This is a genomic window from Caulobacter sp. GW821-FHT05F04 (assembly GCF_059419665.1).
This window is the reverse complement of record NZ_JBWKSF010000006.1, coordinates 124,325-149,835: the sequence shown is the minus strand read 5'-3', so window position 1 is coordinate 149,835 and position 25,511 is coordinate 124,325. Positions and strand designations below refer to the sequence as shown.

Annotated in this window: 18 protein-coding genes; 11 read left to right on the top strand and 7 right to left on the bottom strand. The window is 68.4% G+C overall.

Annotation, left to right across the window (positions count from 1 at the left end):
* Positions 1-116: 116 nt before the first annotated feature.
* The 5 genes from AC07R7_RS16830 to AC07R7_RS16810 are packed head-to-tail and all read left to right on the top strand — an operon-like array spanning position 117 to position 4,371.
* Positions 117-827: a thermostable hemolysin gene (locus AC07R7_RS16830; RefSeq protein ID WP_494636109.1), complete on the top strand. Its 711-nt coding sequence runs from the start codon at positions 117-119 to the stop codon at positions 825-827.
* On the top strand, positions 824-2,290 hold the full coding sequence (locus tag AC07R7_RS16825) for an AMP-binding protein (protein WP_494635963.1): 1,467 nt from the start codon (positions 824-826) through the stop codon (positions 2,288-2,290). The genes AC07R7_RS16830 and AC07R7_RS16825 overlap by 4 nt, the downstream gene beginning before the upstream one ends.
* Positions 2,287-2,955, top strand: coding sequence for an iron-containing redox enzyme family protein (locus AC07R7_RS16820; protein WP_494635962.1), 669 nt, complete (start codon positions 2,287-2,289; stop codon positions 2,953-2,955). The genes AC07R7_RS16825 and AC07R7_RS16820 overlap by 4 nt, the downstream gene beginning before the upstream one ends.
* A complete protein-coding gene (locus AC07R7_RS16815) occupies positions 2,948-3,700 on the top strand; it encodes an SDR family NAD(P)-dependent oxidoreductase (RefSeq protein ID WP_494635961.1) in 753 nt (250 codons plus the stop codon). The genes AC07R7_RS16820 and AC07R7_RS16815 overlap by 8 nt, the downstream gene beginning before the upstream one ends.
* A gap of 17 nt (positions 3,701-3,717) precedes the next feature.
* On the top strand, positions 3,718-4,371 hold the full coding sequence (locus AC07R7_RS16810; protein ID WP_494635960.1) for a tetratricopeptide repeat protein: 654 nt from the start codon (positions 3,718-3,720) through the stop codon (positions 4,369-4,371).
* An 18-nt stretch (positions 4,372-4,389) separates the two neighbouring features.
* On the opposite strand, the gene AC07R7_RS16805 is transcribed toward AC07R7_RS16810, so the two are convergent.
* The 5 genes from AC07R7_RS16805 to AC07R7_RS16785 form a co-directional block, all read right to left on the bottom strand.
* On the bottom strand, positions 4,390-5,091 hold the full coding sequence (locus AC07R7_RS16805; RefSeq protein ID WP_492884071.1) for a VIT1/CCC1 transporter family protein: 702 nt from the start codon (positions 5,089-5,091) through the stop codon (positions 4,390-4,392).
* Positions 5,092-5,266: 175 nt separating this feature from the next.
* Complete coding sequence (locus tag AC07R7_RS16800; protein WP_494635959.1) at positions 5,267-6,841, bottom strand: alkaline phosphatase D family protein; 1,575 nt, start codon at positions 6,839-6,841, stop codon at positions 5,267-5,269.
* 8 nt (positions 6,842-6,849) lie between these two features.
* A complete protein-coding gene (locus AC07R7_RS16795; RefSeq protein ID WP_494635958.1) occupies positions 6,850-9,666 on the bottom strand; it encodes a TonB-dependent receptor in 2,817 nt (938 codons plus the stop codon).
* Between the two features lie 123 nt (positions 9,667-9,789).
* Complete coding sequence (locus tag AC07R7_RS16790; protein ID WP_494635957.1) at positions 9,790-10,752, bottom strand: FecR family protein; 963 nt, start codon at positions 10,750-10,752, stop codon at positions 9,790-9,792.
* Positions 10,739-11,359: an RNA polymerase sigma factor gene (locus AC07R7_RS16785; RefSeq protein WP_494635956.1), complete on the bottom strand. Its 621-nt coding sequence runs from the start codon at positions 11,357-11,359 to the stop codon at positions 10,739-10,741. The genes AC07R7_RS16790 and AC07R7_RS16785 overlap by 14 nt, the downstream gene beginning before the upstream one ends.
* A gap of 262 nt (positions 11,360-11,621) precedes the next feature.
* Here AC07R7_RS16785 and AC07R7_RS16780 point away from each other — a divergent pair, with 262 nt between their 5' ends.
* Positions 11,622-11,996, top strand: a complete 375-nt coding sequence (locus tag AC07R7_RS16780) for a hypothetical protein (RefSeq protein ID WP_494635955.1) — start codon at positions 11,622-11,624, stop codon at positions 11,994-11,996.
* A 33-nt stretch (positions 11,997-12,029) separates the two neighbouring features.
* Here AC07R7_RS16780 and AC07R7_RS16775 read toward each other — a convergent pair whose 3' ends face one another.
* Both AC07R7_RS16775 and AC07R7_RS16770 read right to left on the bottom strand, forming a co-directional pair.
* Positions 12,030-12,785, bottom strand: a complete 756-nt coding sequence (locus tag AC07R7_RS16775; RefSeq protein ID WP_494635954.1) for a DeoR/GlpR family DNA-binding transcription regulator — start codon at positions 12,783-12,785, stop codon at positions 12,030-12,032.
* 109 nt (positions 12,786-12,894) lie between these two features.
* A complete protein-coding gene (locus tag AC07R7_RS16770) occupies positions 12,895-15,912 on the bottom strand; it encodes a TonB-dependent receptor (RefSeq protein ID WP_494635953.1) in 3,018 nt (1,005 codons plus the stop codon).
* Between the two features lie 298 nt (positions 15,913-16,210).
* On the opposite strand from AC07R7_RS16770, the gene AC07R7_RS16765 reads away from it, so the two are divergent.
* The 5 genes from AC07R7_RS16765 (at position 16,211) to AC07R7_RS16745 (ending at position 25,433) form a co-directional block, all read left to right on the top strand.
* Complete coding sequence (locus AC07R7_RS16765) at positions 16,211-18,196, top strand: calcineurin-like phosphoesterase C-terminal domain-containing protein (protein ID WP_494635952.1); 1,986 nt, start codon at positions 16,211-16,213, stop codon at positions 18,194-18,196.
* A gap of 205 nt (positions 18,197-18,401) precedes the next feature.
* The gene (locus AC07R7_RS16760; protein ID WP_494635951.1) at positions 18,402-21,116 is read left to right on the top strand and encodes a TonB-dependent receptor; all 2,715 of its coding nucleotides are present in this window, start codon (positions 18,402-18,404) and stop codon (positions 21,114-21,116) included.
* Positions 21,104-21,694, top strand: coding sequence for an RNA polymerase sigma factor (locus AC07R7_RS16755; protein ID WP_492839522.1), 591 nt, complete (start codon positions 21,104-21,106; stop codon positions 21,692-21,694). Before AC07R7_RS16760 ends, AC07R7_RS16755 begins: the two co-directional genes overlap by 13 nt.
* Positions 21,684-22,655 (top strand): FecR family protein, encoded by a 972-nt coding sequence (locus AC07R7_RS16750; protein ID WP_494635950.1) that lies wholly within the window; start codon positions 21,684-21,686, stop codon positions 22,653-22,655. Before AC07R7_RS16755 ends, AC07R7_RS16750 begins: the two co-directional genes overlap by 11 nt.
* A 129-nt stretch (positions 22,656-22,784) precedes the next feature.
* Entirely contained in the window at positions 22,785-25,433 is a 2,649-nt protein-coding gene (locus tag AC07R7_RS16745; RefSeq protein ID WP_494635949.1) for a TonB-dependent receptor, read from the top strand.
* Positions 25,434-25,511: the final 78 nt, after the last annotated feature.

Below are 25,511 nucleotides of genomic sequence, written 5' to 3'. Positions count from 1 at the left end.
CCGAAGCGCCGACGCCGCGCAACCGCCGAAAGCATTGAGGCGCCCGTCGGGGGGTGTCGTCCTTGCCGGTCGAAAGCGCTCGTTCATGCGCCGGACAGGAGATCCCCTTGTTGGAAGTGATGATGATGAACGACGGAGCCCGCGTCGGCAGCCTGTGCTTCGACGCCGACCGCGTGCGCCGGTTCACCTCCGTCGAGCCGCGGATCATCTCGATCCACAACCATTTCCGCCCCGAGCGTCTAAGGGTGGAAGCCTATATCGAGGCGACCTACGCCGAGGCGTTCGGGAGCCGGATCCGGTCCCACTATCCGACCCTGATGAGCGTGCAGGACGCCGCGGGCCAGATTCACGCCGCCGTCGGCTTTCGCCTCGCGAACGAGGCGCCGTTGTTCCTCGAACGCTATCTGGACGAGCCGATCGAGACAGCGCTTCACACGGCGACCGGCGCGGCCGTCCGTCGCGACGAAGTGGCCGAGATCGGCAGCCTGGCGTCCCAGAGCGCCGGCGCGTCCCTGTTTCTCTTCATGGCCCTGGCGCGCCATCTGCATCATCTGGGCTGCGAGCACGCCGTGGCCACCGCGACGCGGCAGCTGCGCCGGACCTTCAATCGCGTCGGCTTTCCAACCCGGCGGCTGACGCCGGCCGATCCCGCGCGACTGGGCCCGGAGGTGAAGGACTGGGGCGGCTACTACGAACGCGATCCCGAGGTGCTGGCCGGCGCCATCGCCCCCACCCTCGAACCCCTGTCTCAGCTGCTGATGACCCAGCCGCCGCCGATCCAAGGCGCCTGCTCCCGTTTGCATCCCCACCTGGGAGATCGTCCATGAGCCTCGTCCTCGCCGCCATCGCTCAGCGCGCGCGTCTCGGTGACGGCGCCATCGCGCTCAGCGACCAGACCAGCGCCTTCACCTACGGCGCGCTCGAGACCGCCATCGCCGCCGCGGCGCGGGATCTCTTCCTTTGGGCTCCGCTCGTCAGGCCAGGCTCGCCGATCGCCGTACGCCTGCCCAACGGGGCGGCCTGGGTCATTCTGGACCTCGCCCTGGCCCGCCTGGGCTGGGCCAGTCTTCCGCTGCCGGGCTTCTTCACCGACGCCCAGCGCCAGCACGCCATGGCCGACGCGGGCGCCAGCCTGCTGATCGAGCTCTCCGACGCCGCCAATGGCGACCTGAGCATCGCCGGGTCTCCGCTGCGGGTGACGCCGTTGTCCCTGCCGGACCGGCGACTGCCCGCCGGAACCGCCAAGATCACCTACACATCTGGTTCCACCGGCCAGCCAAAGGGCGTCTGTCTGTCGCGCCAGCACATGGAGGCGGTCGCCAGCTCTCTGGTCCAGGCCATCGGCGCGAACTATGCCGGCCTGCACCTGCCTCTGCTGCCGCTGTCGATCCTGCTGGAGAACGTGGCCGGCCTCTACACCACCCTGCTGGCCGGCGGCCGCTATCACATATTGCCGCCCGACCAGCTGGGCCTGGCCGACCCCTTCCGTCCGGATCTGCCCAAGCTGGCCGGCGCGATCGCCGAGCAGCGGGCCAACAGCCTGATCCTCGTGCCCGAACTGTTGCGCGCCCTGATGATGGTCATGACCTTCACCGGCGTACGCCTGCCCGACCTGACGCTGGTCGCCGTCGGCGGCGCCAAGGTCGCGCCCTCGTTACTGGCCCGCGCCGATGAGCTGGGCCTGCCTGTCCACGAAGGCTACGGCCTCAGCGAATGCGCCTCCGTCGTCGCGCTCAATACGCCGGCGGCGCGCAAGGCGGGAACGGTCGGACGCCCGCTTCCGCACCTGGGCGTCGCCATTCGCGAAGGCGAGATCGTCGTCGAGAACTCCGGCTTCCTCGGCTATGCGGGCGGCCAGGCGCACGACGGCCCGGTCTTCACGGGCGATCTCGGCGAGATCGACGAGGACGGCTTCCTGCGCATTTCCGGTCGACGCCTGAACACGATCATCACCAGCCACGGCCGCAACGTCGCGCCCGAATGGGTCGAGAGCGAGCTGACCGCCCAGCCCGAGATCCGCCAGGCCGTGGTCCTGGGCGAGGCCCAGGCCGAGCTCTCGGCGCTGATCGTGCCCCTCATCCCGGGCATGGACGAAGCGGCGATCGCGAGCGCCGTCGCCCGGGCCAACGCCAACCTTCCGCCCTACGCCCGGATCGGCCGCTGGCTCGTCCGCGACGCCTTCGACCCCGCCGCCGGCGAATTGACCAACAACGGTCGTCCCCGACGCGCGGTGCTCGGCGCCCGCTACCGGGACTTCATGGAAGCTTCCACGACAGGAGATCTCGCGTGAATTTCTATCAACGCCTCGTGGCCGAAACGGTCGACGGACAGATGGAGCTCGCCTCGACGCCCCAGATCCAGGACGGCCTGACGGGCCGTATCTCGCGCGAGACCTATATCGCCTACCTGACCGAGGCCTATCACCATGTGAAGCATACCGTGCCGCTGATGAACGCGGCGCGCGCCGGCATGGACGAGGCTCACCAGCGCTTCGTCGAGGCCCTGGACGAGTACATCGTCGAGGAGACCGGTCACGAACACTGGATCCTCAGCGACATCAAGAACTGCGGCGGCGACTCGGAAGCCGTTCGCGCCGGCGCGCCACGCCCGGCGACGCTGGCGATGACCGACTACGCCTACGACTATGTCCGCAACGCCAACCCGATGGGCTTCTTCGGCATGGTCTTCGTGCTGGAAGGCACAAGTGTTCGGCTCGCGACGCAGGGCGCCGAGGCGGTCGCCAAGAACCTTGGCCTGGGTCCGGAGTGCTTCAGCTACCTCACCTCCCATGGAGCGCTGGACATCGAGCACCTGACCTTCTTCGAGACGCTGATGAACCAGGTCGACGATCCCGCCGACCAGGCCGCGATCATCGAGGTCGCCAAGGCGATCTTCCAGCGCTTCGCCGCGGTGTTCCGCTCGATCCCGCACGTCCGGGAAACGGCCCATGCTTAAGAACAAGACCGTTCTCGTCACCGGGGCCTCGGGCGGACTCGGCGCCTTGGTGGCCCGGCAACTGGTCGACGAAGGCGCGCATGTCACGGCGCTCGGCCGCAACCGCCCCAACACCGACGTGGACTTTCTGCCCCATGACCTTTCGACGCCCGCCGGCATTGAAGCGGCCGCCGAGGACGTTGGCCGGCGGCGTTGGGACATCCTCGTGAACCTCGCCGGCGTCCAGCATTTCGGCCCGGTCGAGACGGAGGATTCTGAGAGCCTGGTGGCCGGCTACATGGTCAATCTGGTCGCGCCGGTCCGGCTGACCCAGGCTGTTCTGCCCGGCATGAAGGCGCGCGGGGCGGGACAGATCGTCAACATCGGTTCGATCTTCGGCTCGATCAACTTCGCCCACTTCGCCACCTATTCCAGCGCCAAGGCCGGCCTGCGCGGGTTCAGCCAGGCTCTTCGGCGCGAGGTGGCCGGGACGGGCGTCGATGTCACCTACATCGCGCCCCGCGCGGTGCGGACGGCGATGGTGTCGGATCGGGTGCTGGAGTTCGCCAAGCTCACCCAGATGCAGATCGACCGGCCCGAAGCCACGGCCAGACGGATCGTCTCGGCTATCCGGGCGCGACGCCGCGACGTGTATCTTGGCTTCCCCGAAGCCTTCTTCGTTCGCCTGAACGCCCTGCTGCCCGGTCTCGTCGACCGCGCCCTCTCCGCCAACGACCGCAAGGCCGCGCAGCTGTTCGCGCGCTGATCACCCAGGACATCATCATGATTCAGAAATCTCTCGTCGCCCTCGGCCTGGCCCTTTCGCTGGCGGCCGGAGCCGCCCGAGCCGATGCGCTCGATCCCCGCCTGGACGGCCTCGCCCGCGCCTGGGCTCACGCCAACTATGAGATCGCCGACAAGGGCGCCCAGGGCGCGGCGGCCGCGCAGGTGGCCGCCGACGCCGACGCCCTGGCCAGGCAGAACCCCGGCCGCGCCGAGCCCCTCGTCTGGGAAGCCATCGCCAAGGCGACCCAGGCCGGCGCCAAGGGCGGGCTCGGCGGACTGGCCCTTGCCAAGGAGTCGAGGTCCCTTCTGGAACGCGCCGAGAAGATCAATCCCAACGCACTGGGGGACGGCTCCGTCTACACCAGCCTGGGCTCGCTCTACGCCCAGGTGCCGGGCTTCCCGATCGGCTTCGGCGATCCCGCCAAGGCGCGGAGCTATCTGCAGAAGGCCCTCGCGGCCAATCCCAACGGCGTGGACTCCAACTTCTTCTACGGCGATTTCCTGATGCGCCAGAACGACTATGCCGGCGCCAGCAAGGCGCTGCAGAAGGCGCTGGCCGCGCCGCCGCGTCCGGGCCGGGAGATTGCCGACAAGGGCCGCAAGGCCCAGGCGTCGGCCCTTCTCAGCCAGGCCCAGGCCAAGCTGCGCTAGATAGCGTGGGCGTGGCGATCAGATCGCCGCGCCCACGAAGCGCCCTATGACGGCCGTCACGGCCATCGCCACCGCGCCCCACAGCGTGACACGGACGACGCCCCGCCAAGGCGACGCATCGCCGGCCTTGGCGCCGACATAGCCGAGGATCGCCAGGCCACAGAGCGAGGCGATCGTCACCGCGCCGCTCAGCATCGCGCGGGGCGCCGCCACCGCGACCACGAGAGGCAGAACCGCCCCGGCGGCGAAACTGGCGGCGGACGAGAACGCCGCCTGGACCGGCCGGGCGCCGGTCAAGTCCGAAAGGCCCAGCTCGTCGCGGGCGTGCGCCGCGAGCGCGTCCTTGGCCATCAGCTGCGTCGCGACCAGGCGCGCGGTCTCCGGTTCGACGCCGCGGCTGATATAGATCTGGGCCAGTTCCTCGTGCTCGGCTTCGGGCAGATCACGGAGTTCAGCGACTTCACGCGCCAGCTCCGCCTTTTCCGTATCGGCCTGCGAGCTCACCGACACGTACTCGCCCGCGGCCATCGACATCGCGCCGGCCACGACAGCGGCGACGCCCGCGACGACCACCTCGCCCGGAGACTTCGCGGCCGAGGCCACGCCGACGATAAGGCTCGCCGTGGAAACCAGGCCGTCGTTGGCGCCGAGCACGGCGGCGCGCAGCCAGCCGATCCGCGAAACGCGGTGACGCTCAATATGGCGATAGACAGCGCGCATTGAAGGCCTCCTAGCCCAGCCCCTCCGGAGGGTGTCGACTCGCCGGATGACCGAGCCTGATCCTGACACTCACCGACGTCATGACGAAGGTCAAAGCGCACCCGCGCCGTGAGGCTCATTTTCCGAGAGCGCGGGTGATCCTCGTCCTCGCCAGGAGACGCCGCTACGCTGGCGGCTAAAGGGTTTGCAGGCTTGGCCTTGTCCGTTCGACGGCGAACCGCGCGACGGTGGACAACGCCCCGCCGGGCGTGGTCACGCGATCCACGACCTTGACGTCCGTGCGCCAGACGTCGCGGCCGATGTCGAAGAGCTGGTAGCCGCGCCGGGCGTCGAACAGCTTGCAGTGCGGATTGTCGGCCGGCACGCCCTTCCACTCGTCCGAGATCGCCACGCCATCGCCACCCGAACTGATCGAGGTCGAGACGAACTCCGTCGCGACCGCCGGGCTGTCCCACGCGCCTTCGCGCGACGGCAGGACGCCGGCATGGTGCTGGTGCACGTCGCCCGTGGAGATTACGACATTGGTCAGCTTCCGGGCCTGGATCGCCGCGACCAGACGCTCGCGGCTGGCGGCATAGCCGCTCCAGCTGTCGAGATTGGCGCGCCCCGCGCCGCGCGTGGCGGGATAGAGCAACGGCATCACCATCACCTGCTGGGCCAGCAGGTTCCAGCGCAGGTCGCCGCTCAACCCCTGCTCCAGCCAGGCCGCCTGGGCCTCGCCCAGAATGGTCGGGCGCGGGGTCGAGTCCAGCGGCAGGCAGCGATCCAGCGCCTTGGCGCCGCAGATCTGGCCACTGCGGAACTGGCGCGTGTCGAGCACCTGGATGCGCAGCAGGTCGCCATAGTCGATCCGGCGGTGCATGCGCACGGCGCCAGCGACCGGGAACGACGACCGGCGCACCGGCATGTTCTCGTACCAGGCCTGCATGGCCGCTGCTCGCCGCAGGCGGAAGATCTCGCGCGGCGTGGCGTCCTGGTCCTCGTCGCCGGCCCAGTTGTTGTCGACCTCGTGGTCGTCATAGGAGGACAGGAAGGCCGCCGCCGCGTGGGCGGCCTGCAGGTCCGGGTCGGTCTTGTACTGGGCGTAGCGACGGCGGTAGTCGTCCAGCGAATAGAGCTCGCCGCCGGCATGCTCGCGGAAGCAGACACGGCCTTTGTCGGCCTCGCCCTTGCTGATCGGACAGCCCTTGCCGCCCGCGCCCTCGTAGATGTAGTCGCCATAGTGAAAGATGACGTCGAGGTCCGGCTCCTGGCTCAGGCGCCTATAGGCCGTATACAGCCCCGCCTCATAATGCTGACAGCCGGCCACGCCGATGCGCAGGCGGTCAAGGCGGGCGCCGGCGGCGGGGGTCGTCCGCGCCGTGCCGACCCGGCTGGTCTCGCCGGCGGCCGAGAAGCGATACCAGTACCGCGCGCCGGGTTTCAGGCCCTCGACCTCGACATGGACCGAATGGCCCAGTTCCGGTCGCGCCGGCGCCTTGCCGGACGCGACGATGCGGGAAAAGCCCTCGTCCTCGGCGACTTCCCAGCCCACCGGCACGATACGCGACGGCATGCCGCCGCCCAGTTCCAGGGGCCGGGTGGCCAGCCGCGTCCAGATGACGAAGCCGTCGGGCGCGGGGTCGCCCGAGGCCACGCCCAGGGTGAAGGGATCGGCGCCCAGCCCCTGCGACCAGACGGGCCCGGAGGCGCCGCCGGCCAGCAGGAGGAGGCCGCCGGCCTGGATCAGGCGTCTGCGTTGAATGGTCATGCCGACTCTCACGGACGATAGATGACGTTGAGGAAGAAGGAGCGGCCCTTCTTCATTTCGGCCCGACGCTCCTTCAGGTTCGCGTCGTAGCCCAGGTAGAGATCCTCGTTGAGGATGTTCTTGGCCTGCAGCTTGACGATCCAGTCGCCTGCCACCCGATAGCGCACGGTGGCGTCCATCTGCCCTCGGGCCTCGGGCCCCCTGTTCAGCCAGGGATTGGCGCCGATGCCGTCATAGTAGGCGTCGCCCCAGTTATAGCCGACCCGGGCCTCGCCATCGCGCGGCAGCTTGTAGAACACCGCCGCGTTGGCCATCCAGTTGCGCTGGTAGAGCAGACGATCGATGTGCAGCACCTTGCCGTCGACGATGTAGTCCATGTCGCCCCAGGTGCGCGTGGCGTTCAGCGCGACGCCGACCTTGTCCTTCAGCGGCCCGGGCAGGCCCGGCAAGGCGTTGTTGATGTACTGGACCTCGACGCCACGCAGCTTGGACTTGTTGGCGTTCATCGGAGTGCTGATCGTGTAGCGGAAGCCGTCGATCAGCTGTTCTTCCTTCAGCGCGTAGATGTCGTCCTTGATCGACTTGGCGAAGGCGCCGATGCTGGCCATTCCCTTGGCGCCGTTGAAATAGGCCTCCAGCGTCAGGTCGAAATTGTCGGCCCGGCGCGGCTTCAGGTCGGGATTGCCGCGCGAGATCGTAAAGCTGGTGTCGTTGCGCGTCTCGGCCTGGGCGATGTCCTCGGGCGCGGGGCGGCCCAGGGTGCGGCTGTAGCCGGCCTTCAGGCGAAGGTGGTCGCTGAAGTCGTGGACAGCGTTCAACGATGGGAGAAGGTGCGTGTAGTCGCCCTTGTAGCGGGTCGCGCCCGGCTTGAAGACGCCGCCGACCGACACCGGCACGTCGGCCTTGTAGTCGGCGGCGTCCAGGCGCAGGCCGCCGATGAAGCGAGTGCGCGACAGAGCGTAGAGCGCCGAGACGTAGCCGTACGAGATCGTCTCGTCATAGCGGTAATCCGAGGCCAGCGACGCGCTGGCCGACGAGGCGGCGTTGGTCGCCAGGGTCGGCAGGATGTCCTGGCGGAACCTGGCGTAGTTGATCCACACCACCGGATAGTTCCAGAGCCACGGCAGGTAGCCGGTCGGTGAGTAGTCGTAGCCGGTCAGGGCGACCTTGCTCGACGTGTAGACGGTCTGGTCCAGGTTGCGCCGAATTTCGAACCGGCGGGCGCCGATCCCGGCCTTGTAGCCGAAGCCCAGGGCGTTGGAGTCGAAGTTGCGCGAGAAGTCGAGCTTGACCTCGGTGGCCGCGCCCTTGGCCTTGGTCAGCGTGTCGCCGGCGGTGAGCAGCGAATATTTGCTGGGGTCGGTCAGGCCGTCCGCGCCGCCCAGCGTGAACTTCACCGAGGGGTTGGACATGTCGTAGTTGATCGACAGGTTCGTCGGCTTGGCCTGGTAGGCGCTGGCCCACTCCAGATCGTAGAAGGTGTTGGTGTTGTAGCCGGCCCGCAGCTCGATATTGGTTCGCTCGTCGATGTCGTAGCGGGCCTTGAACAACGCGCCCCGGGTCTCGTTCTCGAACCGGTCGTAGTTGAAGGCCGTCCGCACGTCCGGGACCTTCAGCGTGCCGGTGTGCTGGGTCTGGTTGCTGAGATTGGCGAAGGCCCGCAGGGTGAAGACGTTGTTGGTCTGGTCCTCGGTCTGCTTGTAGTCATAGACCATCAGCGAGCTGTACCAGCGATCCGCCGGCTTGAACTCGAAGGTCGCCGAGCCGCCGTAGGTCTTGATGTAGCTGGTGAATTCGTAGTCGACCAGCGCCTGGGGCGCGGGGTCGAAACCGTTCCAGTTGGGCTGGTCGGGCGTCGTGGCCGCCCCCGACGCCGTATAGTAGGTGCGGGCGTTGGGGTTGCGCTTGACGTCGTCGTACGAGCGCTGCTGATAGGTGCCGCTGAGCACCAGGCCGAATTTCTCGTCCGGACCCAGGCGGTGGCTCCACAGCGCCTTGATCCCGCCGCTCCACGGTGAGTCCTTGTAACCGCCCAGGCTATTGCCGCCGGGCACGTCGTTGTTGGTGACGTAGTTGACGAAGGTGTCGACGTAGAACTTGTCCTTGCCCCGGCCATAGGCGCTGTAGGGCACGATGTTGATCACCCCGCCGATCGCGCCGGCGTCCTGGTCGGCGGTGAAGGTCTTGAAAATCTCGGTCTTGCGGGCCGCCTGGCTGGGGATGAGGGCCAGGTCCACCCGGCGCTGGCCCGCGCCCTGGTTGGCGACGGAGATCATGCCGATGCCGTCGACCGAAACGTAGTTCAGGTCCGGCGTTATGCCGCGCACGGCGACGTACTGGCTTTCCTGCTCGCCATAGAGCACCTGCATGGTGCTGACGGCGGGCACGCGGCTGAGAGCCTCGGCCAGCGACTGGTCGGCCAGATCGCCGGTGTCGTCCTGGGTCAGGGCGTCGACGACCGTCAGCGAATTGCGGCGGGTGGCGATGGCTTCCTGGTTCTGGAGCGCGGTGCCGGTGACGACGAGGGCCTCGACGGCGGCCGCGTCTTCAGGCGCGGCGGCGGCGGGAAATCGCGCCGCCCGGGCCGCATCGAGAGTGATCACGGCGCCATCCTGCGAGGCGACGCGCAGGCCGGCGCCGGCCAGCAGCAGGTCGAGACCGACGCGCGCTTCCATGGAGCCCGACACGGCCTGGGTGCGAACGCCGCGCGTCAGCGGCTCGGCGACCAGGATCTGCAGCCCGGCCTGGCGCGCGAACTGGGGGATGCCGGTCGCCGCGGCCTGCGCCGGCACGTCGAAGCGCCGAACCTCGGCGTGGGCCGTCAATGGAATTGCGATCGCCGAGGCCGCAACCGAGGATAGAATAAGACTATTTCCGCGACCAAGGAACATCAGGACCCCTCCAAGCATCATGTGCGAGGAGAAGATGCGCGAGCGCCTCGTTTTCCTTCAGGGAAGGCCCGCTTTTTGTTGTGAATGTTCTATGACGATCCCAGTTTTATCTTCGCGAATCTCGCCGCCCGTCATGCGCGCGACCGCCAGAGCGAACTGTTGGGGCTGATCGATCAGGAAATAGCCGACGATGGTGCGCCGCCCCGCCTCGGGATCGCGCAGGGTGATCTTGCGCTCATTGTAGCGATTGAACTCGGCGACGGCGCTCGCGACGGTCTCGCCGCCCAGAACGATCTCGCCGCGCCGCCAGGCCAGGATGTCGTCGGTCCGCACCGGCTGGGCCGTTGGCGGCAGGGGCGCGGCGTCGGCGATGAACGCCTCCTGCCCCGCCGAGATCGCTAGCAAGGTCGCCGACGCGCCATCCCGCCAGGCCACGACGCGTCCCTCGGTGACCACGACCCGGGCGCCCTGCTCTTCCCGCCGCACGGCGAAGGCCGTGCCTGTGGCGCGCACATGCACCGCGCCGGCGTCGACAACGAAGGGATGGGCGCGGTCCTTGGCGACCTGGAACCAGGCCTCGCCCCGGCGCAGCGCGACGCGCCGCTCGCGTCCGACGAAGTTCACGCCCACCCGGCTGTCGGTATTGATGATCGCCACCGACCCGTCCCGCAGCGCCACGCGCCGCTGCTCGCCGGTCTCGGTGCGGAAGTCGTGGAACGGCGACAGCAGCCAGGCCACGGCGATCACACCGGCCGCCGCCAGCACCCATCCGGTCCCCTGGACCAGGCGCGCGGGGGTCCTGGCCAGGCGCGACCCGGGCCGGCTGGGGATAGGCAACACCTTGCTGACCACGCGGCCATGATCCAGCAGCCGCAGGCCGGCCTGGGCGCGCAGGAAGGCGCCGCGATGGCGGGCGTCGGCGGCCAGCCAGACCTCCAGCGCGTCCCGTTCGGCCTGATCGATCGCGCCGGCGTCGACACGCACCGCCCATTCGGCGGCCTGGGCGTCAATGTCGGACATGGACGGAGGAACGCTCATAGGAAGCCGGCGTATCCTGGACATCGCCGGGGTCGCTTTCGAGCGCTTTCAGGATAGCCTTCAACCCCCGGACGGAATGGTTCTCGACGACCGACTCCGTGACGCCCAGGCGTCGCGCGGTCTCCTTCTGCGAAAACCCGTGGATGCGCCGCAGCTCGACCACCTGACGGCATACCGGCGGCAACATCGCGATCAACCCCAGCACCCGTTCCAGTTCGCGCCGCGCGCCGATCACCTGCTCGGGCGAAGGATCCTCGTCCATCACCCGCAGAGTTTCCATATCGGTGACGGTCTCGATTCTGACCACCCGTTCGCGGCGCAGGCGCTGCAGCAGAATGGATCGGGCGGCGGCCAGGAAATAGGCCCGCCCATTGCGAATGTGCCCGATCGTGTCGAGCTCGGCGAGCTGACAATAGGTTTCCTGGATGACGTCATCCACGTCGCTCGAGCGCCGCATCGCCCGCATCAGCCAGGCTCGGACATAGGCTTCGTGCGGCAGGATATGCAATGCGACCCAATCGATGATCGCTTCACGACTCTGGTTCACGTCCGCCTCGACCCCGCGCTCTGCGGGCGGGAAGAGCACCATCGCGTGACAGGTTCATGACGCGGGCCGATCCATACGCCCCGGCGATGCGCCCGAGACGCAATCATTTGCCCGTCGCACGGCTGTCCGTGCTACGAGTTCCCCGAGGCGCGCAATCACGCCATTCGGACAGGTTCCCGAGCGAACGGTCCCAAGGTCCCGAAGCGGGAACGCCCTACGCCATCAGCAAATTGCCGGGCGCCCCAAGGGTTCGGACCGACGATCTCCGCGGGTTCTCCGCCTCCGTTAGAATTGGAACGTCGACGTGGTCAGCCGAAAGCTTCTGATGGCGCTGTGCGCGATCGCCTATGTCGGCGCCGTCGGCTTTTCGGTCACGGATCTTCTGCGCGACCCGCCCTTGAAGTCCTACGCCATCGCCCCTGGAGACGATTGGACGCGATGCGTCGAAGTGCGCGCCACCAGCGAGCGCCTGGCCCGTCGAGAAGCCTTGAAACGCCCGTCCCCCGTGAAGGCGGAAGGCCACTGCACCACCCTCCCCGTCCTCAAGGCGGTGGACCAGCGCTTGGTATGGGAGCGCGGCTTCAACGCCCTGCTCGTCGTCTCGGCGATCCTGGCGGCGCTGTGGAGCGCGGAGTTCGCGACCCGCGCCTGGCGCCAAAGCGCCGCGCAGTCGACCTGAGCGCCCGATAGCTCACAAGCCCGGCGGCGGCCCCTAGGCGACCACGACCTCGGCATGGGAAAAGGCGTCCTGGAACGCCGGGCTCAGCGCGGCGTCGGTGACCAGGATGTCGACGTCCTTCAACGAGGCGGTGTGGACCAGGCCGATGCGGCCGAACTTGCCCTCGTCCACCGCCAGCAGCACCCGGTTGGCCGTCGAATAGGCGATGCGGCTCATGATCGCCTCGCTGGGCGAATGGTCCATCAGGCCATGCTCCAGACTGACCGCGCCGACGGTGAGGACCGACAGGCTGGGCCGGAAGCCCGCCAGGAAGTCCTGGGCGTGGCGGTCGGAGAACGACTGGTAGGCCGCGTTCAGCTCGCCGCCGGCCAGGAACAGGGTGTGGCCCCGATCCTTGCGCACCGCCTGCGCCACGGCCAGGGAGTTGGTGATGATCTTCAGCTGGCGGTGCTCGCCCAGGGCCTTGGCCACGAAGCAGGACGTCGAGCCGCTGTCGAGGAACAGGGTGTCGCCGTCCGAGATGAACTTGACGACCGCCTCGGCGATCCGGGTCTTGCCGGCGACGTTCTTCTGCATGCGCAGATCGAACGGGCCTTCGATCTCCTGCGGCGGCAGGCGGACGGCGCCGTGCAGGCGCACGATCGTCCCGGCCTCCTCCATCACCCGCAGCTCGCGCCGGATCGTCTCTTCCGAGACCGACAGCGCCTTGGCGATGTCGGTGATGGCGCGCGTCTGGTTCGGCTCCAGCAGGTTCAGGATATCGCGCTGACGATCGTAGCGTTTGAGCATTCTCTGTCCGTCTCCGCGGGCCGCGCGACACTATGCCGTGAGTCCCGATACATGAAGTGCGCCCCCGGCCGGCGGGGAAATGGGGGGACCGGCCGGGGACGCGCGCGTCCTAGAAGGCGACGCGCAACTGGATCCGCGCGTAGCGCGGGGTCTGGTAGTCGACCGGCTTGCGGAAGTTGGTGTCCGCCACGCCGCTGCCGCCCACGTCGCCGAACTCGTGATAGGCCGTCACCGCGTGCGAATTGAACAGGTTGAAGACGTCCAGCCGCAGCGAGGCGTCGAACCGGTCGCCCGGCGTCGGCAGGGTCACCACCGCCGAGGCGTTGAACTGGGTCACCCAGTCACCCTCGAAGGCCGAGCCGCGCTCGACCACCTTGCCCTGGCAGTAGAAGCCGTAGCCCTGATAGCCATAGGCGGTGGCGTCGACGGCCTTGGGCACGATGCCGATGCAGCTGTACTTGCGCGGTGACTGCACCAGGCCGTTGCCGCCCAGGGTCAGCCAGTCGTTGACCTTGTAACTGCCATAGGCCTTGAACGTGTGGCGACGGTGGTTGGGCAGGTAGCCGTCGGCGCCGTTCAGGAAGCCCGGCGAGTCGAAGTCGGCCGTGGTGTTGATCGCCAGCTGGCCGTTCTCCGAGCGCACGCCGCCCTCGTAGTTCCCCTTCAGGCTGGCCCAGGTGTACGACCCCGAGACCGACCACTGACCGTCGAACGCCCGGTCGAAGGTGAAGGTCATGGCGTTGTAGTCGCGCTTGGGCTTGGGATAGGTCAGGTCCGCCGCTGACAGGGTGACGACCGGCTTGGAGCCGTCCGGCAGGCTGTTGAGGCGGATCTTCACGTCCTCGCCCGGATTGACGATCACCCACTGGCGACCGCCGCCGAAGCTCGACTGGCACTGAGCGGCGGAGAAGCCGGCCTTCACGCAGTAGGCGCGCGCGCCGGTGTCGATGGCCACGTCCTCGACGATGTTGTTCAGCTCGCGGTGGGTGAAATAGGCGCCCACCTTGATCAGGTCGCCGACCCGGCGCTCATAGCCCAGCACGAACTCGTCGGCCGACTGCGGCTTGAGGTTGTGAGCGATGGACTCGGCGGTGTCCGCGACGAGGCCCGAGGCCGAGACCAGGCAGTTCGACACCTTGGTGTCCGGACAGGCCGAGACGCCGTTGGCCGTGGTGATCGCCGCGCCGATCGTCGGGTCGCCGTTGGCGCCGACGCCGTTCAGCAGGTTGTAGCGAGTGTAGGTCACCAGCGAGCCGGCGAACTTCAGCGACAGGTCGCTGGGCAGCGGCAGGTAGTAGCGGCCGAAGAAGCCGTAGAGCTTGGACTTGCCGTCGCCGAAGGGGTCGCCGGAGACCGACAGGCGCGGCGCCCACTGGTCGCCCGGGTCGTAGAAGCTCTTGTTCTCGGCGTTGCGGTTGTCGAAGCGATCGTTGCGGACGCCGGCCTCGACCTGCAGTCGGTCGTTGAACAGCGACCACTGATCCTGGGCGTAGAACGCCTGGTTGACGGTGCCGAAGCTGCCGCTGTTGCGATAGACGCGGGTCGTCACGTACTCGACGCCGGCCGGCAGATTGCTCTGATCCGAACCGTTCGAGCGGTACAGCTTGAAGGCCCCCCGTCCGATCGTCTCGAAGAACTGGGTCGCCGTGTTCTTCTCGTGGTCGTAGCCGATCCGCAGGTGGTGAGCGCCGAACAGGTCGAAGTTGAAATCGGCGTCGGCGCGATAGAACGTGCGCTTGTCGTCGTTGAACGACTGGGCGTCGGTGACCTTGTTCAGACCGATGTTCACCCCCGCCGTGTTGCTTCGGTAGTCGACGACCTGCTCGTGGGTCGTATCCAACGGCAATTGGCCGTCGCGGAACTTGTTGACGCCGTAGGCCGCCGACAGGGTGAACCAGGGCGTGAAGGTGCCGGTGTAGCGGCCGATATAGTTTTCGCCGCCTGAGCGCTGGTTGGTGCCGCCCGTCTCCGCCCCGACCGCCTTGGTCGTGGGATCGTAGTTCAGGCTGCGATTACGCACGTCCTTGGTGGTGTCGAAATAGGTGAACTCCAGGTGCTGCTTGGAGGTCAGCCAGCCGTCCAGCTTGCCGCCCCAGAACGGCGCGTCGTCGCTGACCCGGGTGGCGTTGTTACCGTTGGCCTGGGGCGTGAAGCTCTTCAGCTTGCGCTGGTTGTAGAGGCCGTAGAAGAACAGGCGGTCCTTGATGATCGGCCCGCCCAGCTCGGCCACCCACTCCTCGCGGCTGGACGTGGAGTCCTGGAAATTGTTGCGGAAGGTGTTGGGGGCGCTGTCGCGCAGGTCGCCTGGCTCCCAGGTCGCCGTCACCCCGCCGTGGAAGACGTTGGTGCCTGACTTGGTGACGGCGTTGACGAAGCCGCCGGTCGAGCGGCCGAACTCGGCCGGATAGCCGCCGGTCTTCACTTCCACCGACTTGTAGAAGTCGAACGGCACTTCCACGGGCAGCAGGCCCATGCGGAAGTTGGTGATGTTCAGGCCGTTCACGAAGAAGGCGTTCTCGATGAAGCTGGCGCCCGAGATCGAGATCTGGTTGGCGAAGGTCCCGTTGGCCGAGGACGAGCCCTGCACGACGCCCGGCGACATCAGGGCGATGTCGCGCAGCGAGCGGCCGACCGGCACGCGCTCGACCAGTTCGCCGATCTCGATCGCCGCGCCGGTGGTGGTGATCTCGAAGTCCGGCGTGCGCATGCGGCCGGCCTTGACCACGATGGCCTCGACCGAGCCGACCGGCGCCAGGGTGAAGAGGTTCGACGCCCCCGCGCGGCTGATCAGCACGCCCGCTTCCGTATAGGCGTCATAGCCGTCGGCGGACACCGACACCGCATAGGCCCCCGGGGCCAGCTGCGGGATGACATAGGCGCCGCTGGCGTTGGTGGTCGCCGAACGCTTCACGCCCAGGGCTTCCGAGGTCAGCTGGACCACCGCCCCGGCGATCGGCTTACCTTCCGCCGACTGCACGCGGCCCGAGGCCTGGACGTTGGTGTAGTCCTCGGCGAACGCCGGCGCCGTCATCAGCGCCACCGCCGTAATGCTGGTGCTGACCAGGGCCAGCGCCCGCAACGCCAGAACGCCGCTCAGGCGCCGCCCGGCTCGAGTTTGTTGCCTCACGACCGACTCTCCCAAAGAGAAATTTGTGCCCGACGAGCGTTGCGACCGTCCTGCCGGCCGCTGCCCCCTCGCCACGGTCTCTCTTAGGCGCGATTTGTGGATGTGATGTGACATTTGTTGATTTCATGTTCATGTCACGCGAGATTGGCTTGCGCTTTGTGAGCATATTGACCACAAAACCCTCAAATCCCCACACCGAAGCCCTCCGATGGCGGTCAGATCGACATCATCGCGCGGGCTTCATCGGGATGTGTCAGACGTCCGCCAAACAGGGGCGTCTTCAGCCAAGAGGCCTGTCGTGACCAAGACTTCCCTGCCGATCACCCTGCTGTGCGCGATGATCCTCGGCGGATGCGCCAGCGCCGCCCTGGCCGCGCCGGCCAGCCCGACGACGCCCTATTTCGCCGACATCGACGTGCGCCGCGACGCGCGGCCGGACGACAGGACGATCGCCGGCGTGGTGTTCGATGACGTCAACCACAACGGCCGCCTCGACGCGGGCGAGCACGGCGTGGCCGGGGTGAAGGTCTCCAACAGCCGAGAAGTGGCGCTGACCGACAAGGCCGGCCGCTACGTTCTCCCGGTCCGCCCGGACATGGCGGTGTTCGTGATCCAGCCCAGCGGCTGGCGCGTGCCCACCGACACACGCTGGGTTCCGCGGTTCGCCTACCAGCACAAGCCGGCCGGCACGCCCAAGGCCCTGCGCTACGGCGGCCTGCCGCCGACCGGCCCCCTGCCCTCGGCGATCAATTTTCCGATCATTCCCACAGAAACCGGTCAAACCTTCGACTGCGCGGTGCTGGGCGACGTGCAGCCGGCGTCCAATATCGAGGTCGGCTATGTCCGCGACTCGCTGGCCCGCGAACTGGTGAACGCGCCCAAGAAGCCGGCCTGCCTGCTGGCCCTGGGCGACATCGTCAGCGACGACCTGCACCTGATCCCGCGCACGGCCGAGGTGATGGGCGCGATCGGCGTTCCGCAATGGTGGGTGCAGGGCAATCACGACTACGACCACGACGCCGACCACGACATCGACAGCTCCGACACCTGGCGGCGGCTGTACGGTCCCAACAACTACGCGTTCGAGATCGGCCAGGCGGTGTTCATCGTGCTGGACAACGTCTCGTTCCCCTGCGGCGAGGACCCCCGCGAGGCGCGCGAGCGGCCGTTCTGCAAGCAGTACTGGAAGACCTATGCCGGCCGCCTGCTGCCCGACCAGATGGCCTTCATCGAGAACGTGCTGAAAACGACCGATCCGAAGAAGCTGGTCGTGTTCGCCGCCCACATCCCGTTCGTCGGCTTCGACAATAGCGAGTCACAGCCCCACCAGACGGCCAATCTCGACGAGCTCTACGCCCTGGTCAAAGGACGTCCGGCCCTGTCGCTGACCGGTCATAGCCACACGCTGGAGAACATGGCGCCCGGCGACTCGATGGCCGGCTGGAAAGAGAATGTCGGCGTCTCGACCATCCCGTTCCGCCACCTGGTGGCCGGCGCCGTGGCCGGCGACTGGTGGGGCGGCGACTACGACATCGACGGCGCGCCGATGAGCATCCAGGGCGACGGCTCGCCGCGCGGCTATGTCGACTTCGCGGTCAAAGGGACGAACTACACGCTCGACTACCGCGCCAGCGGCCTGCCGCGCGACCGGGCCATGTGGCTGTCGGTCAGCACCCCGGCCTTCCGCGACTGGGCCGAGAAGATCTTCGCCTGGCGCGACGCGCCCGAGGACAAGCGCGATCCCGTGCCGCCGCTCAGCGTCCAGGACCTGCCGGACGTCAAGCTGCTGACCCCAACCGACCTGGCCGGCCAGAGTTGGCTGACCGCCGACGTGTGGATGGGCGACTCCACGACCAAGGTCCTGGTCGCCATCGACGGCGGCGCGTCCCGGCCGATGACCCGCACCCAGGACATGAAGGGCGAAACCGTCCACAGCGGCGCGGCCTGGTCGGATCCGTTCGCCCTGCAGCGCCAGCTGACCATGGCCCGCGCCGCGATCCAGAGCCGCTCGGGCGATCCGGAAGCGCAAGGCTACGTCCAGGGTCGCCAGAAGCGCCTGCCACCGATGCCGCCTCAGCCGCGCGGCTCACGCGCCGACCACTCGCCGCACATCTGGCGCTACGACCTGCCCAGGGACATGGCCGAAGGGATGCACACGGCGGTCGTCACGGTCACCCGCGACCAGGGCGCGCCGTCCCGCGACACCCTGGTGTTCGAGGTCCGGCCGACCCGCCCGAAACCGACCTTCGACTTCGAACACTGGGACAAGTTCAAGAACCAGTAGCCAGCCGCCGCCGGACTGTCGTCCGACTGTCATACCCGCTCGCTAAGGAGGCCTCGGCTTCGAGCCGCGCGCCCTCCCGCTTGGCATGTCCCCAACCTTACTCCCTTGCACGATCGGGCTCGCCCTGCTGGCCGCGTCGAGTGGGGCGCAGGCCGCGCAGAGCGGGCTTGGCGACAGCCTGAACACGCTGGCCGCCGAAAGGAACGTGCAGATCCTCTTCCCGCCCGACCTCGTCGTCGACCGATCGGGGCGAAAGCCGCCGCGTTTCGTCTCGACACGCCGGGCGATCGAGCTCCTGTTGGCGGACGCGCCGGCCCATGTGCGCGAGGTCCGTCGCGGCGTCTTCGTGGTCGAGCGCTCGGGGACCGTCAACACCGCCCGCCCGCCGCTCCCGGAGCCTCCGACGCGGACCGAGGTCGAGCCCGTAACCGTGATCGCCGCGTATGCGGCCAGTCTCGACCGGTCGCTGGCCCTCAAGCGGACCGCCGTCCACGGGCTGGACGCCGTCAGCGCCGAGGACATCGCCCGCCTGCCCGCCGGCAACGCCGCCGAAGCCCTGCAGCTGGCGCCGGGCGTCAGCCTGGAGCGCCATCGCGGCGTGGGCCTCTATGTCAGCGTCCGAGGCCTGGGGCCGCAGTTCCAGAACGTGCTGCTGAACGGTCGTCCCATCGCGCTCAATGATCTCGTCGAGAACGGCGGCTTTCGGGGACGCCAGTTCCGCTTCGAGGTGCTGCCCGCCGACGTCATCGACCAGATCGAGGTGGTCAAGACCACCACCGCCGACATGGACGAAGGCGCGCTAGGCGGCGACATCGACGTGCGCACCTTCAAGCCGCTGGATCGCGGCAAGCGCTCGGTGGTGTCGGTGCGCGCCTCCGAGGGACGCGTCGGCAAGGTCGATCCGTCGGTGTCGGGGGTCTGGAGCTGGGTCGATGCCAGCGGCCGCCTGGGCGTACTGGCCAGCGGCGTGGTCGATCGACGGCGGATCCGCAACGATCGGCTCTACCAGACCGGCTGGAACCTGGACCGGTTCGGGTCGGTGCTGGGACCGGGGCTCTACACCCCGACCCGGACGCGGCCGACGGTGGAGCTGGAGGACCGACGCATGGCGTCCGGCGATTTCGCCCTGCAGTGGCGGCCGACGAACCGTCTCGGCCTTGACTTCGACCTCCTGGCCACGCGCCTGGACGCCCACTACGACGAGTACGGCTTGGACATCTATCCGGACGACCCGTCGGTCTCGAGCCCCCGCTTCGTGGCGGGCACGCAACGCGTCAAGGGCGACACCGTCCAGGCCGGGACCATCGACAACGTCCGCTGGATGGCCTCGCACGAGATCAGCCTGAACCGCCACGACCTGGTCGCCCTGGGCGGTCATCTGCGCTGGACGCCCGGCGCCTGGACGGTCGATGGCGACTGGGGCTATTCGCGGGCGCGCAGCTACCACCCCGACGGTCGCGGCACCGTCCGCGCGCGCGTCGCCTTCTTCGCGCCCCTGACCTACGATTTCAGCCACGGCCTCACTGGCGGCCCGGATCTGCGCACGACGGTCGACTACGCCAATCCGGCCAACTTCGTCGGCCAGTCGTTCGACTACACCTTCAAGGACTCCCGCGACGTCGACGAGACCGTCAAGCTGGACCTCGCTCGGCCCATCGGCGCGTTCGACCTCACCCTGGGCGTCGAGCGCCACCGGCGGGCCCGCGACTATCGCCGACGCGACTGGACCCTGGACACCCTGATGGGCCAGCCGCTGACCAGCCTGGGGACCTCGGCCTACGGCCCGACGCCGTTCGCGGACTTCCTGTCGGGCGTCGGCTCGGACCTGCCGCGCAACTGGGTCGCGCCGAACGCCCAGGCCTTCTACACGCTGCTCTACACGCCAGACGTCGCCGCGCGTCCGCCGTCCACCGCCGACCTGCGCAACTCCTTCGTGGTCGAGGAGAACATCCGCTCGGCCTATGCCCGCCTCGACTTTCAGGCTTCCGCGTTCGGCTGGCCGATCGACGGCAATCTGGGCGTTCGCTACGCCGCCACGCGCCAGGTCTCCCGGGGCGTGCTGTCCAGCGGCTCCGACCCCCTGCCCGCCGAATGGCGCAAGGCCTATGGCGACTGGCTGCCCAGCGCCAATCTGAAGATCGAACTGTCGCCGCGCGTCTATCTGCGCCTGGCCGCCTCGCGCGTGGTCAGCCGGCCCAACGTCATCGACAACGCCCCGCGCATCTCCGTCGCCCGCGACACCCCGACGGCCAACGGCGGCAATCCCGAGCTGGATCCGTTCCTGGCCACCCAGCTGGACGCCTCGGCCGAGTGGTATTTCCCGACAGGCGGGGCCCTGGCCCTCGCGATCTTCGATCGAAGATTGGACGACTACATCACCGCCCAGAACACCTTCATCGAGGTGCCCGGACGCGGCCAGGTGCTGCTGTCGACCAACGTCAACGGCGGGCAGGCGCGGATCCAGGGTCTGGAGCTGACCTTCAGCCGGGTGTTCCGCGACCTGCCCGCGCCGTGGGACGGTCTCGGCGTCCAGGGCGCGGCGACCCTGGTGCGCAGCCAGGCCAACTACTTCGCCGGCGACCGGGTGATCCGTAACGCGTTGCTCGGCCTGTCGCGCGCCACCTACAGCGCCCTGGTGTTCTACGAGAAGGGTCGGGGGTCGGTGCGACTCGGCTACAACTGGCGCGGTTCCTATCTGACCTCGATCGGCAGTTCGATCACGGCGCCGGCCACCACGGCGGCGTTCGGATCGCTGGACGGGGCGGCCTCGTGGCGGCTGAACCGCCGCGCCACCCTTTCCCTGGAGGGCGTCAACCTGACCGACGCCCGCCGCTACGTCTATGGCGAGACCCGCGACCAGCCGATGGAGATCCATCACTGGGGCCGGTACCTGTCCGCGAGGATGAGATGGGCGTTCTGACCTTCCGTGGCGCGGGGACGCGCGCCGATCCGCCCGACGGGCCCAGCGAGTCGGCCCCGGCCAATCCGCCGCTGGAAGCGCCGCGCTTCGAGGCGCTGGTGTCGCGCTATCGTCGCCCGTTGCTGCGTTTCTTCCAGCGCCGGTCGGTCGGTGTCGAGGACGCCGAGGACCTGACGCAGGAGGTCTTCATGCGACTGTCGCAGCGGTTCTCGCGCCTGCATTGGGGCAATCCGGACGGACTGGTGTTCACGGTCGCCGCCAACGCCCTGGTCGACCACGAGCGGCATCAGCGCTCGCGCCAGCGGGGACGCCACGTCGAGGTCGACCCCGCCCTCCCCGCCGACGAGCCCACGGCCGAGGCGACCCTGGCCGGACGCGAGCGGCTGGCCAAGCTGGTGGCGGCCCTGGACGACCTGCACCCGAACGCGCGCGCGGTCTTCGTGCTGTGCCGCTTCGAGAACCTGACCCAAGCCGAGGCGGCGGCGCGGCTGAACCTGTCGCTCAGCGCCGTCGAGAAGCACATGATGAACGCCCTGACGCGCCTGCGCGAAGCGATCGAGACCGCGCATGACGCCTGACGACGACATGGATCCCCGCCGCCTGATGGCGGCCAGCCTGACCCGTCCGCTGAGCGCCGCCGAACAGGCCGCGCTGGACGCCTGGTCGGCGTCCTCCGCCGAGGCGCGCGAGGAAATCGCCCGGACGCGCGAGGTGTGGCTGGCCATGGGTCTGGCCGCCGAGGATCCGACCGTGCGCGCCCTGCGCCGCGAGGTCCGTCGAGAGGCGCGCCTGGACCGCCCCGCCGCGCCGGACCGGCGCCCGCTGATCGCGGGCCTGGCCCTGCTGGCCGCCGCCCTGGTCGTCGGCGTGGTCCTTAAGGTGCAGCCGCGGGTCGATACCTATGTCGCGCCGGCCCACGCCTCGGCCCGCCTGACCCTCGCCGACGGCAGCCACGTGGTGCTCAGTCCGGGCGGCCGACTGACCACGCGCTTCAAGGCGCGCGCCCGAGATGTTTCGCTGGACGCCGGCGACGCCTTCTTCGAGGTCGCCCACGACAAGACCCGGCCGTTCGAGGTGGCGACGGCGGGCCGGACGCTCACGGTGCTGGGCACCCGCTTCAACGTGGCCGGCGGCGGTCGGCTGACCGTGTCGCTGGTCGAGGGCTCGCTACGCGTCAGCCAGCCGGGCGCGGCCAGCGTGCTGCTGCGTCCCGGCCAGCGCTATGTCGGGACATCCGGGGTGGGCGGCGACGCCCAGGCCGGCGACGTGAAGGGCGATGCGGCGTGGACCGACGGCCGCGTCGTGCTGGCCGATGTCAGCCTGTCCGAAGCGGCCGAGCGGCTGTCGCGCGCCTCGGGCCGTCACATCGCGCTGACGGATCCCGCGCTGGCCCGCCTGCGCCTCTCGGGCTCGCTGGACATCGGCCGGATGGACGACGTCGGCGCGGCCCTGGAGGCCCTGCTTCCGGTGCGCGCGCGCCTCACGCCCGAGGGAGACCTGAAGCTGTCTCCGGTCGCCGGTTCGTCTCGGCACGGATAAAATCCAGACTTTTCAACAGGATCGTCGCAAATATTTCACCGATGCCGGACTGAGGTTCGACGTCGTCCCTTCCGTTCTTCTGCCCTGACCCGCGCCTCCCCGCGGGCCCAGCAAAGACCGGGGGATACCATGTCCAACTCGAAGTTCCTGTCCGCGCCCTGCGCGGGCGCCGTCGCCGTCCTCGCCTTCGCCGCCCTCGGCGCGGGCCATGCCCAGGCCGCCGACACCGCCGCGGTCGCGCCGGCCGCCGCCGAACCGGCCGACGCCGTCGACGCCGTCATCATCACCTCGTATGGCAAGAGCCTGCAGGCCGCCGCCGCCCTGAAGCGCTCGGCCGCGTACGGCCTGGACGCCGTCAACGCCGAGGACATCGGCAAATTCCCGACCCGCAACGCCGCCGAGGCGCTGCAGCTGGTCACCGGCGTCACCATCGACCGCCAGCGCGGCGCGGGCCTCTATGTCAGCGTCCGGGGCCTGGGCCCGCAGTTCCAGTACACCGAGCTGAACGGCCGCTCGATCGCCGTCAACGACCTGATCGAGAACGGCGGCGCCAAGGGCCGTCAGTTCCGCTTCGAGGTGCTGCCCGCCGAACTGATCTCGCAGATCGAGGTCGTGAAGACCCCGACCGCCGACATGGACGAGGGCGCCCTGGGCGGCAATATCAACATCAAGACCTTCAAGCCGTTCGACCTGGGCAAGAAGGCCGCCTTCTCGGTGCGCGAAACCTACAACGACGTGCGCAAGAAGGCCGACCCGTCGGTCTCGGGCCTGGGCAGCTGGACCAACGCCGACAAGACCATCGGCGTGCTGGCCTCGGGCCTCTATGACGAGCGTCACGTGCGCAACGACCGCCTGTACATGGTCGGCTGGAACCTCGATAAGTTCAAATCGACGCTGGGCTCGGGCCTCTACACGCCCACCCGCACGCGTCCGACCGTCGAGACCGAGCACCGCAAGCTCTATTCGGGCGCCATCTCGGGTCAGTGGAAGCCCAACAGCGACTTCCAGACCGACGTCGACCTGCTGGTGACCCGGCTGGACGTCGACTACGACGAGTTCGGCCTCGACATCTATCCGGACGACGCCACCTTCGCGACGCCTCAGTTCGTGGCCGGCAGCCAGAAGGTCGTCGGCGACACCGTCGTGGCCGGCACGATCAACAACGTGCGCTGGATGGCCTCGCGCGAGACCAGCATGAACCGCCACGATCTGACGATCTTCGGCATCAAGCAGGCCTGGACGCCGGGCGCCTGGACGTTCAACGCCGAGTACGGCTATTCGCGCGCCCGCAGCTACCATCCGGACGGCAAGGCCACGACCCGCGACCGCATCGCGTTCTTCGCGCCGCTGAGCTTCGACTTCTCGCGCGGGTCGACGTCGATCCCGCAGCTGACCACCACCGTCGACTACACCAACCCGGCCAACTTCGTGGGCCAGGCGTTCGACTACACCTGGAAGGATTCGCGAGACAGCGACGAGACGTTCCGCCTGGACGGCGCGCGCGTCTTCTCGGGCTGGTTCACCAAGATCGCGTTCGGCGCCGAACAGCACAACATGAACCGCACGTACCTGCGTCGCGACTGGGTGCTGAACGACATCCTGAACACGCCGCTGACCACCCTGGGCGCCAGCTTCTACGAGGCCATGCCCTACAAGGGCTTCCTCAAGGACTTCGCCGGCAATACGCCGCGCACCTGGGTCACCCCGACCAGCGACGCCTACTACAACAAGATGTTCACCTCGGCCGTGGCGGCCCAGCCGTGGTCGGCGGCCGACCTGCGCAACTCGTTCATCGTCGACCAGAAGATCCACAGCGCCTATGTGCGCGGCGACTTCAAGTTCGACCTGGGCGGCGTGCCGGTCAGCGGCAATCTGGGCGTCCGCTACGCCGAGACCAAGCAACTGGCCAGCGGCACGCTGACCAGCGGCTCGACGCCGGTGCCGGTGGGCTATCTGAAGGAATACAAGAACTGGCTGCCCAGCCTGAACGTCAAGCTCGACCTGCGTGACGACCTGGTCGGCCGCCTGTCGGCTTCGCGCGTCGTCAACCGTCCCAACGTCACCGACAGCGCCCCGCGCATCAGCGTCAGCCGCGACTCGCCGACGGCCTCGGGCGGCAACCCGGACCTGGATCCGTTCCTGGCCGACCAGTACGACGCCTCGCTGGAGTGGTATCCGGCCCCGACCACGGCCGTGACCGCCGCGGTGTTCATCAAGACGATGGACAACTACATCACCGCCCAGAACACCACGATCCAGGTGCCCGGCCGCGGCGACGTGCTGCTGTCGGCCAGCGTCAACGGCGGCGACGCCGAGGTGCGCGGCTTCGAAGCCGCCTACAACCAGTCGCTGTCGTTCCTGCCCGGCCCCTTCGACGGCTTCGGCGTGCAGGCCTCGGTGACCCTGGTGGACAGCAAGGCGAACTATTTCGCCGGCAACCGCCAGATCAAGGACGACCTCGTGGGCCTGTCCAAGCAGAGCTACAATCTGGTCGGCTACTACGAGAAGGGCCCGATCAGCGCCCGCCTCGGCTGGTTCTGGCGCTCGCGGTATCTGCAGTCGATCGGCAGCACCACCACCGCCCAGTCCTATATCGCCCCCTACGGCTCGCTGGACGGATCGCTCTCCTACCAGATCACCCCGCAATACGCGGTGACCCTGGAAGGTTCGAACCTGACTGACGAGGTCCGCTTCACCTACGGCAAGACCAAGGACCAGCCGATGGAGATCTATCACTGGGGCCGCACGGTCTCGCTGACGCTCCGCGGCAAGTTCTGACCCCTCCCCTGAACGCCCTCTGCTCTTAGAGGTCGTCACCTCGCGCGGACCGGTCGCACGCCGATCGGTCCGCGCCCT

Coding starts and splice junctions, on each gene's coding strand:
- AC07R7_RS16755 (WP_492839522.1), top strand. CDS start 21,104: ATGGGCGTTCTGACCTTCCGTGGCGCGGGGACGCGCGCCGATCCGCCC.
- AC07R7_RS16810 (WP_494635960.1), top strand. CDS start 3,718: ATGATTCAGAAATCTCTCGTCGCCCTCGGCCTGGCCCTTTCGCTGGCG.
- AC07R7_RS16825 (WP_494635963.1), top strand. CDS start 824: ATGAGCCTCGTCCTCGCCGCCATCGCTCAGCGCGCGCGTCTCGGTGAC.
- AC07R7_RS16815 (WP_494635961.1), top strand. CDS start 2,948: ATGCTTAAGAACAAGACCGTTCTCGTCACCGGGGCCTCGGGCGGACTC.
- AC07R7_RS16775 (WP_494635954.1), bottom strand. CDS start 12,785: ATGCTCAAACGCTACGATCGTCAGCGCGATATCCTGAACCTGCTGGAG.
- AC07R7_RS16790 (WP_494635957.1), bottom strand. CDS start 10,752: ATGTCCGACATTGACGCCCAGGCCGCCGAATGGGCGGTGCGTGTCGAC.
- AC07R7_RS16745 (WP_494635949.1), top strand. CDS start 22,785: ATGTCCAACTCGAAGTTCCTGTCCGCGCCCTGCGCGGGCGCCGTCGCC.
- AC07R7_RS16805 (WP_492884071.1), bottom strand. CDS start 5,091: ATGCGCGCTGTCTATCGCCATATTGAGCGTCACCGCGTTTCGCGGATC.
- AC07R7_RS16785 (WP_494635956.1), bottom strand. CDS start 11,359: ATGGTGCTCTTCCCGCCCGCAGAGCGCGGGGTCGAGGCGGACGTGAAC.
- AC07R7_RS16750 (WP_494635950.1), top strand. CDS start 21,684: ATGACGCCTGACGACGACATGGATCCCCGCCGCCTGATGGCGGCCAGC.
- AC07R7_RS16800 (WP_494635959.1), bottom strand. CDS start 6,841: ATGACCATTCAACGCAGACGCCTGATCCAGGCCGGCGGCCTCCTCCTG.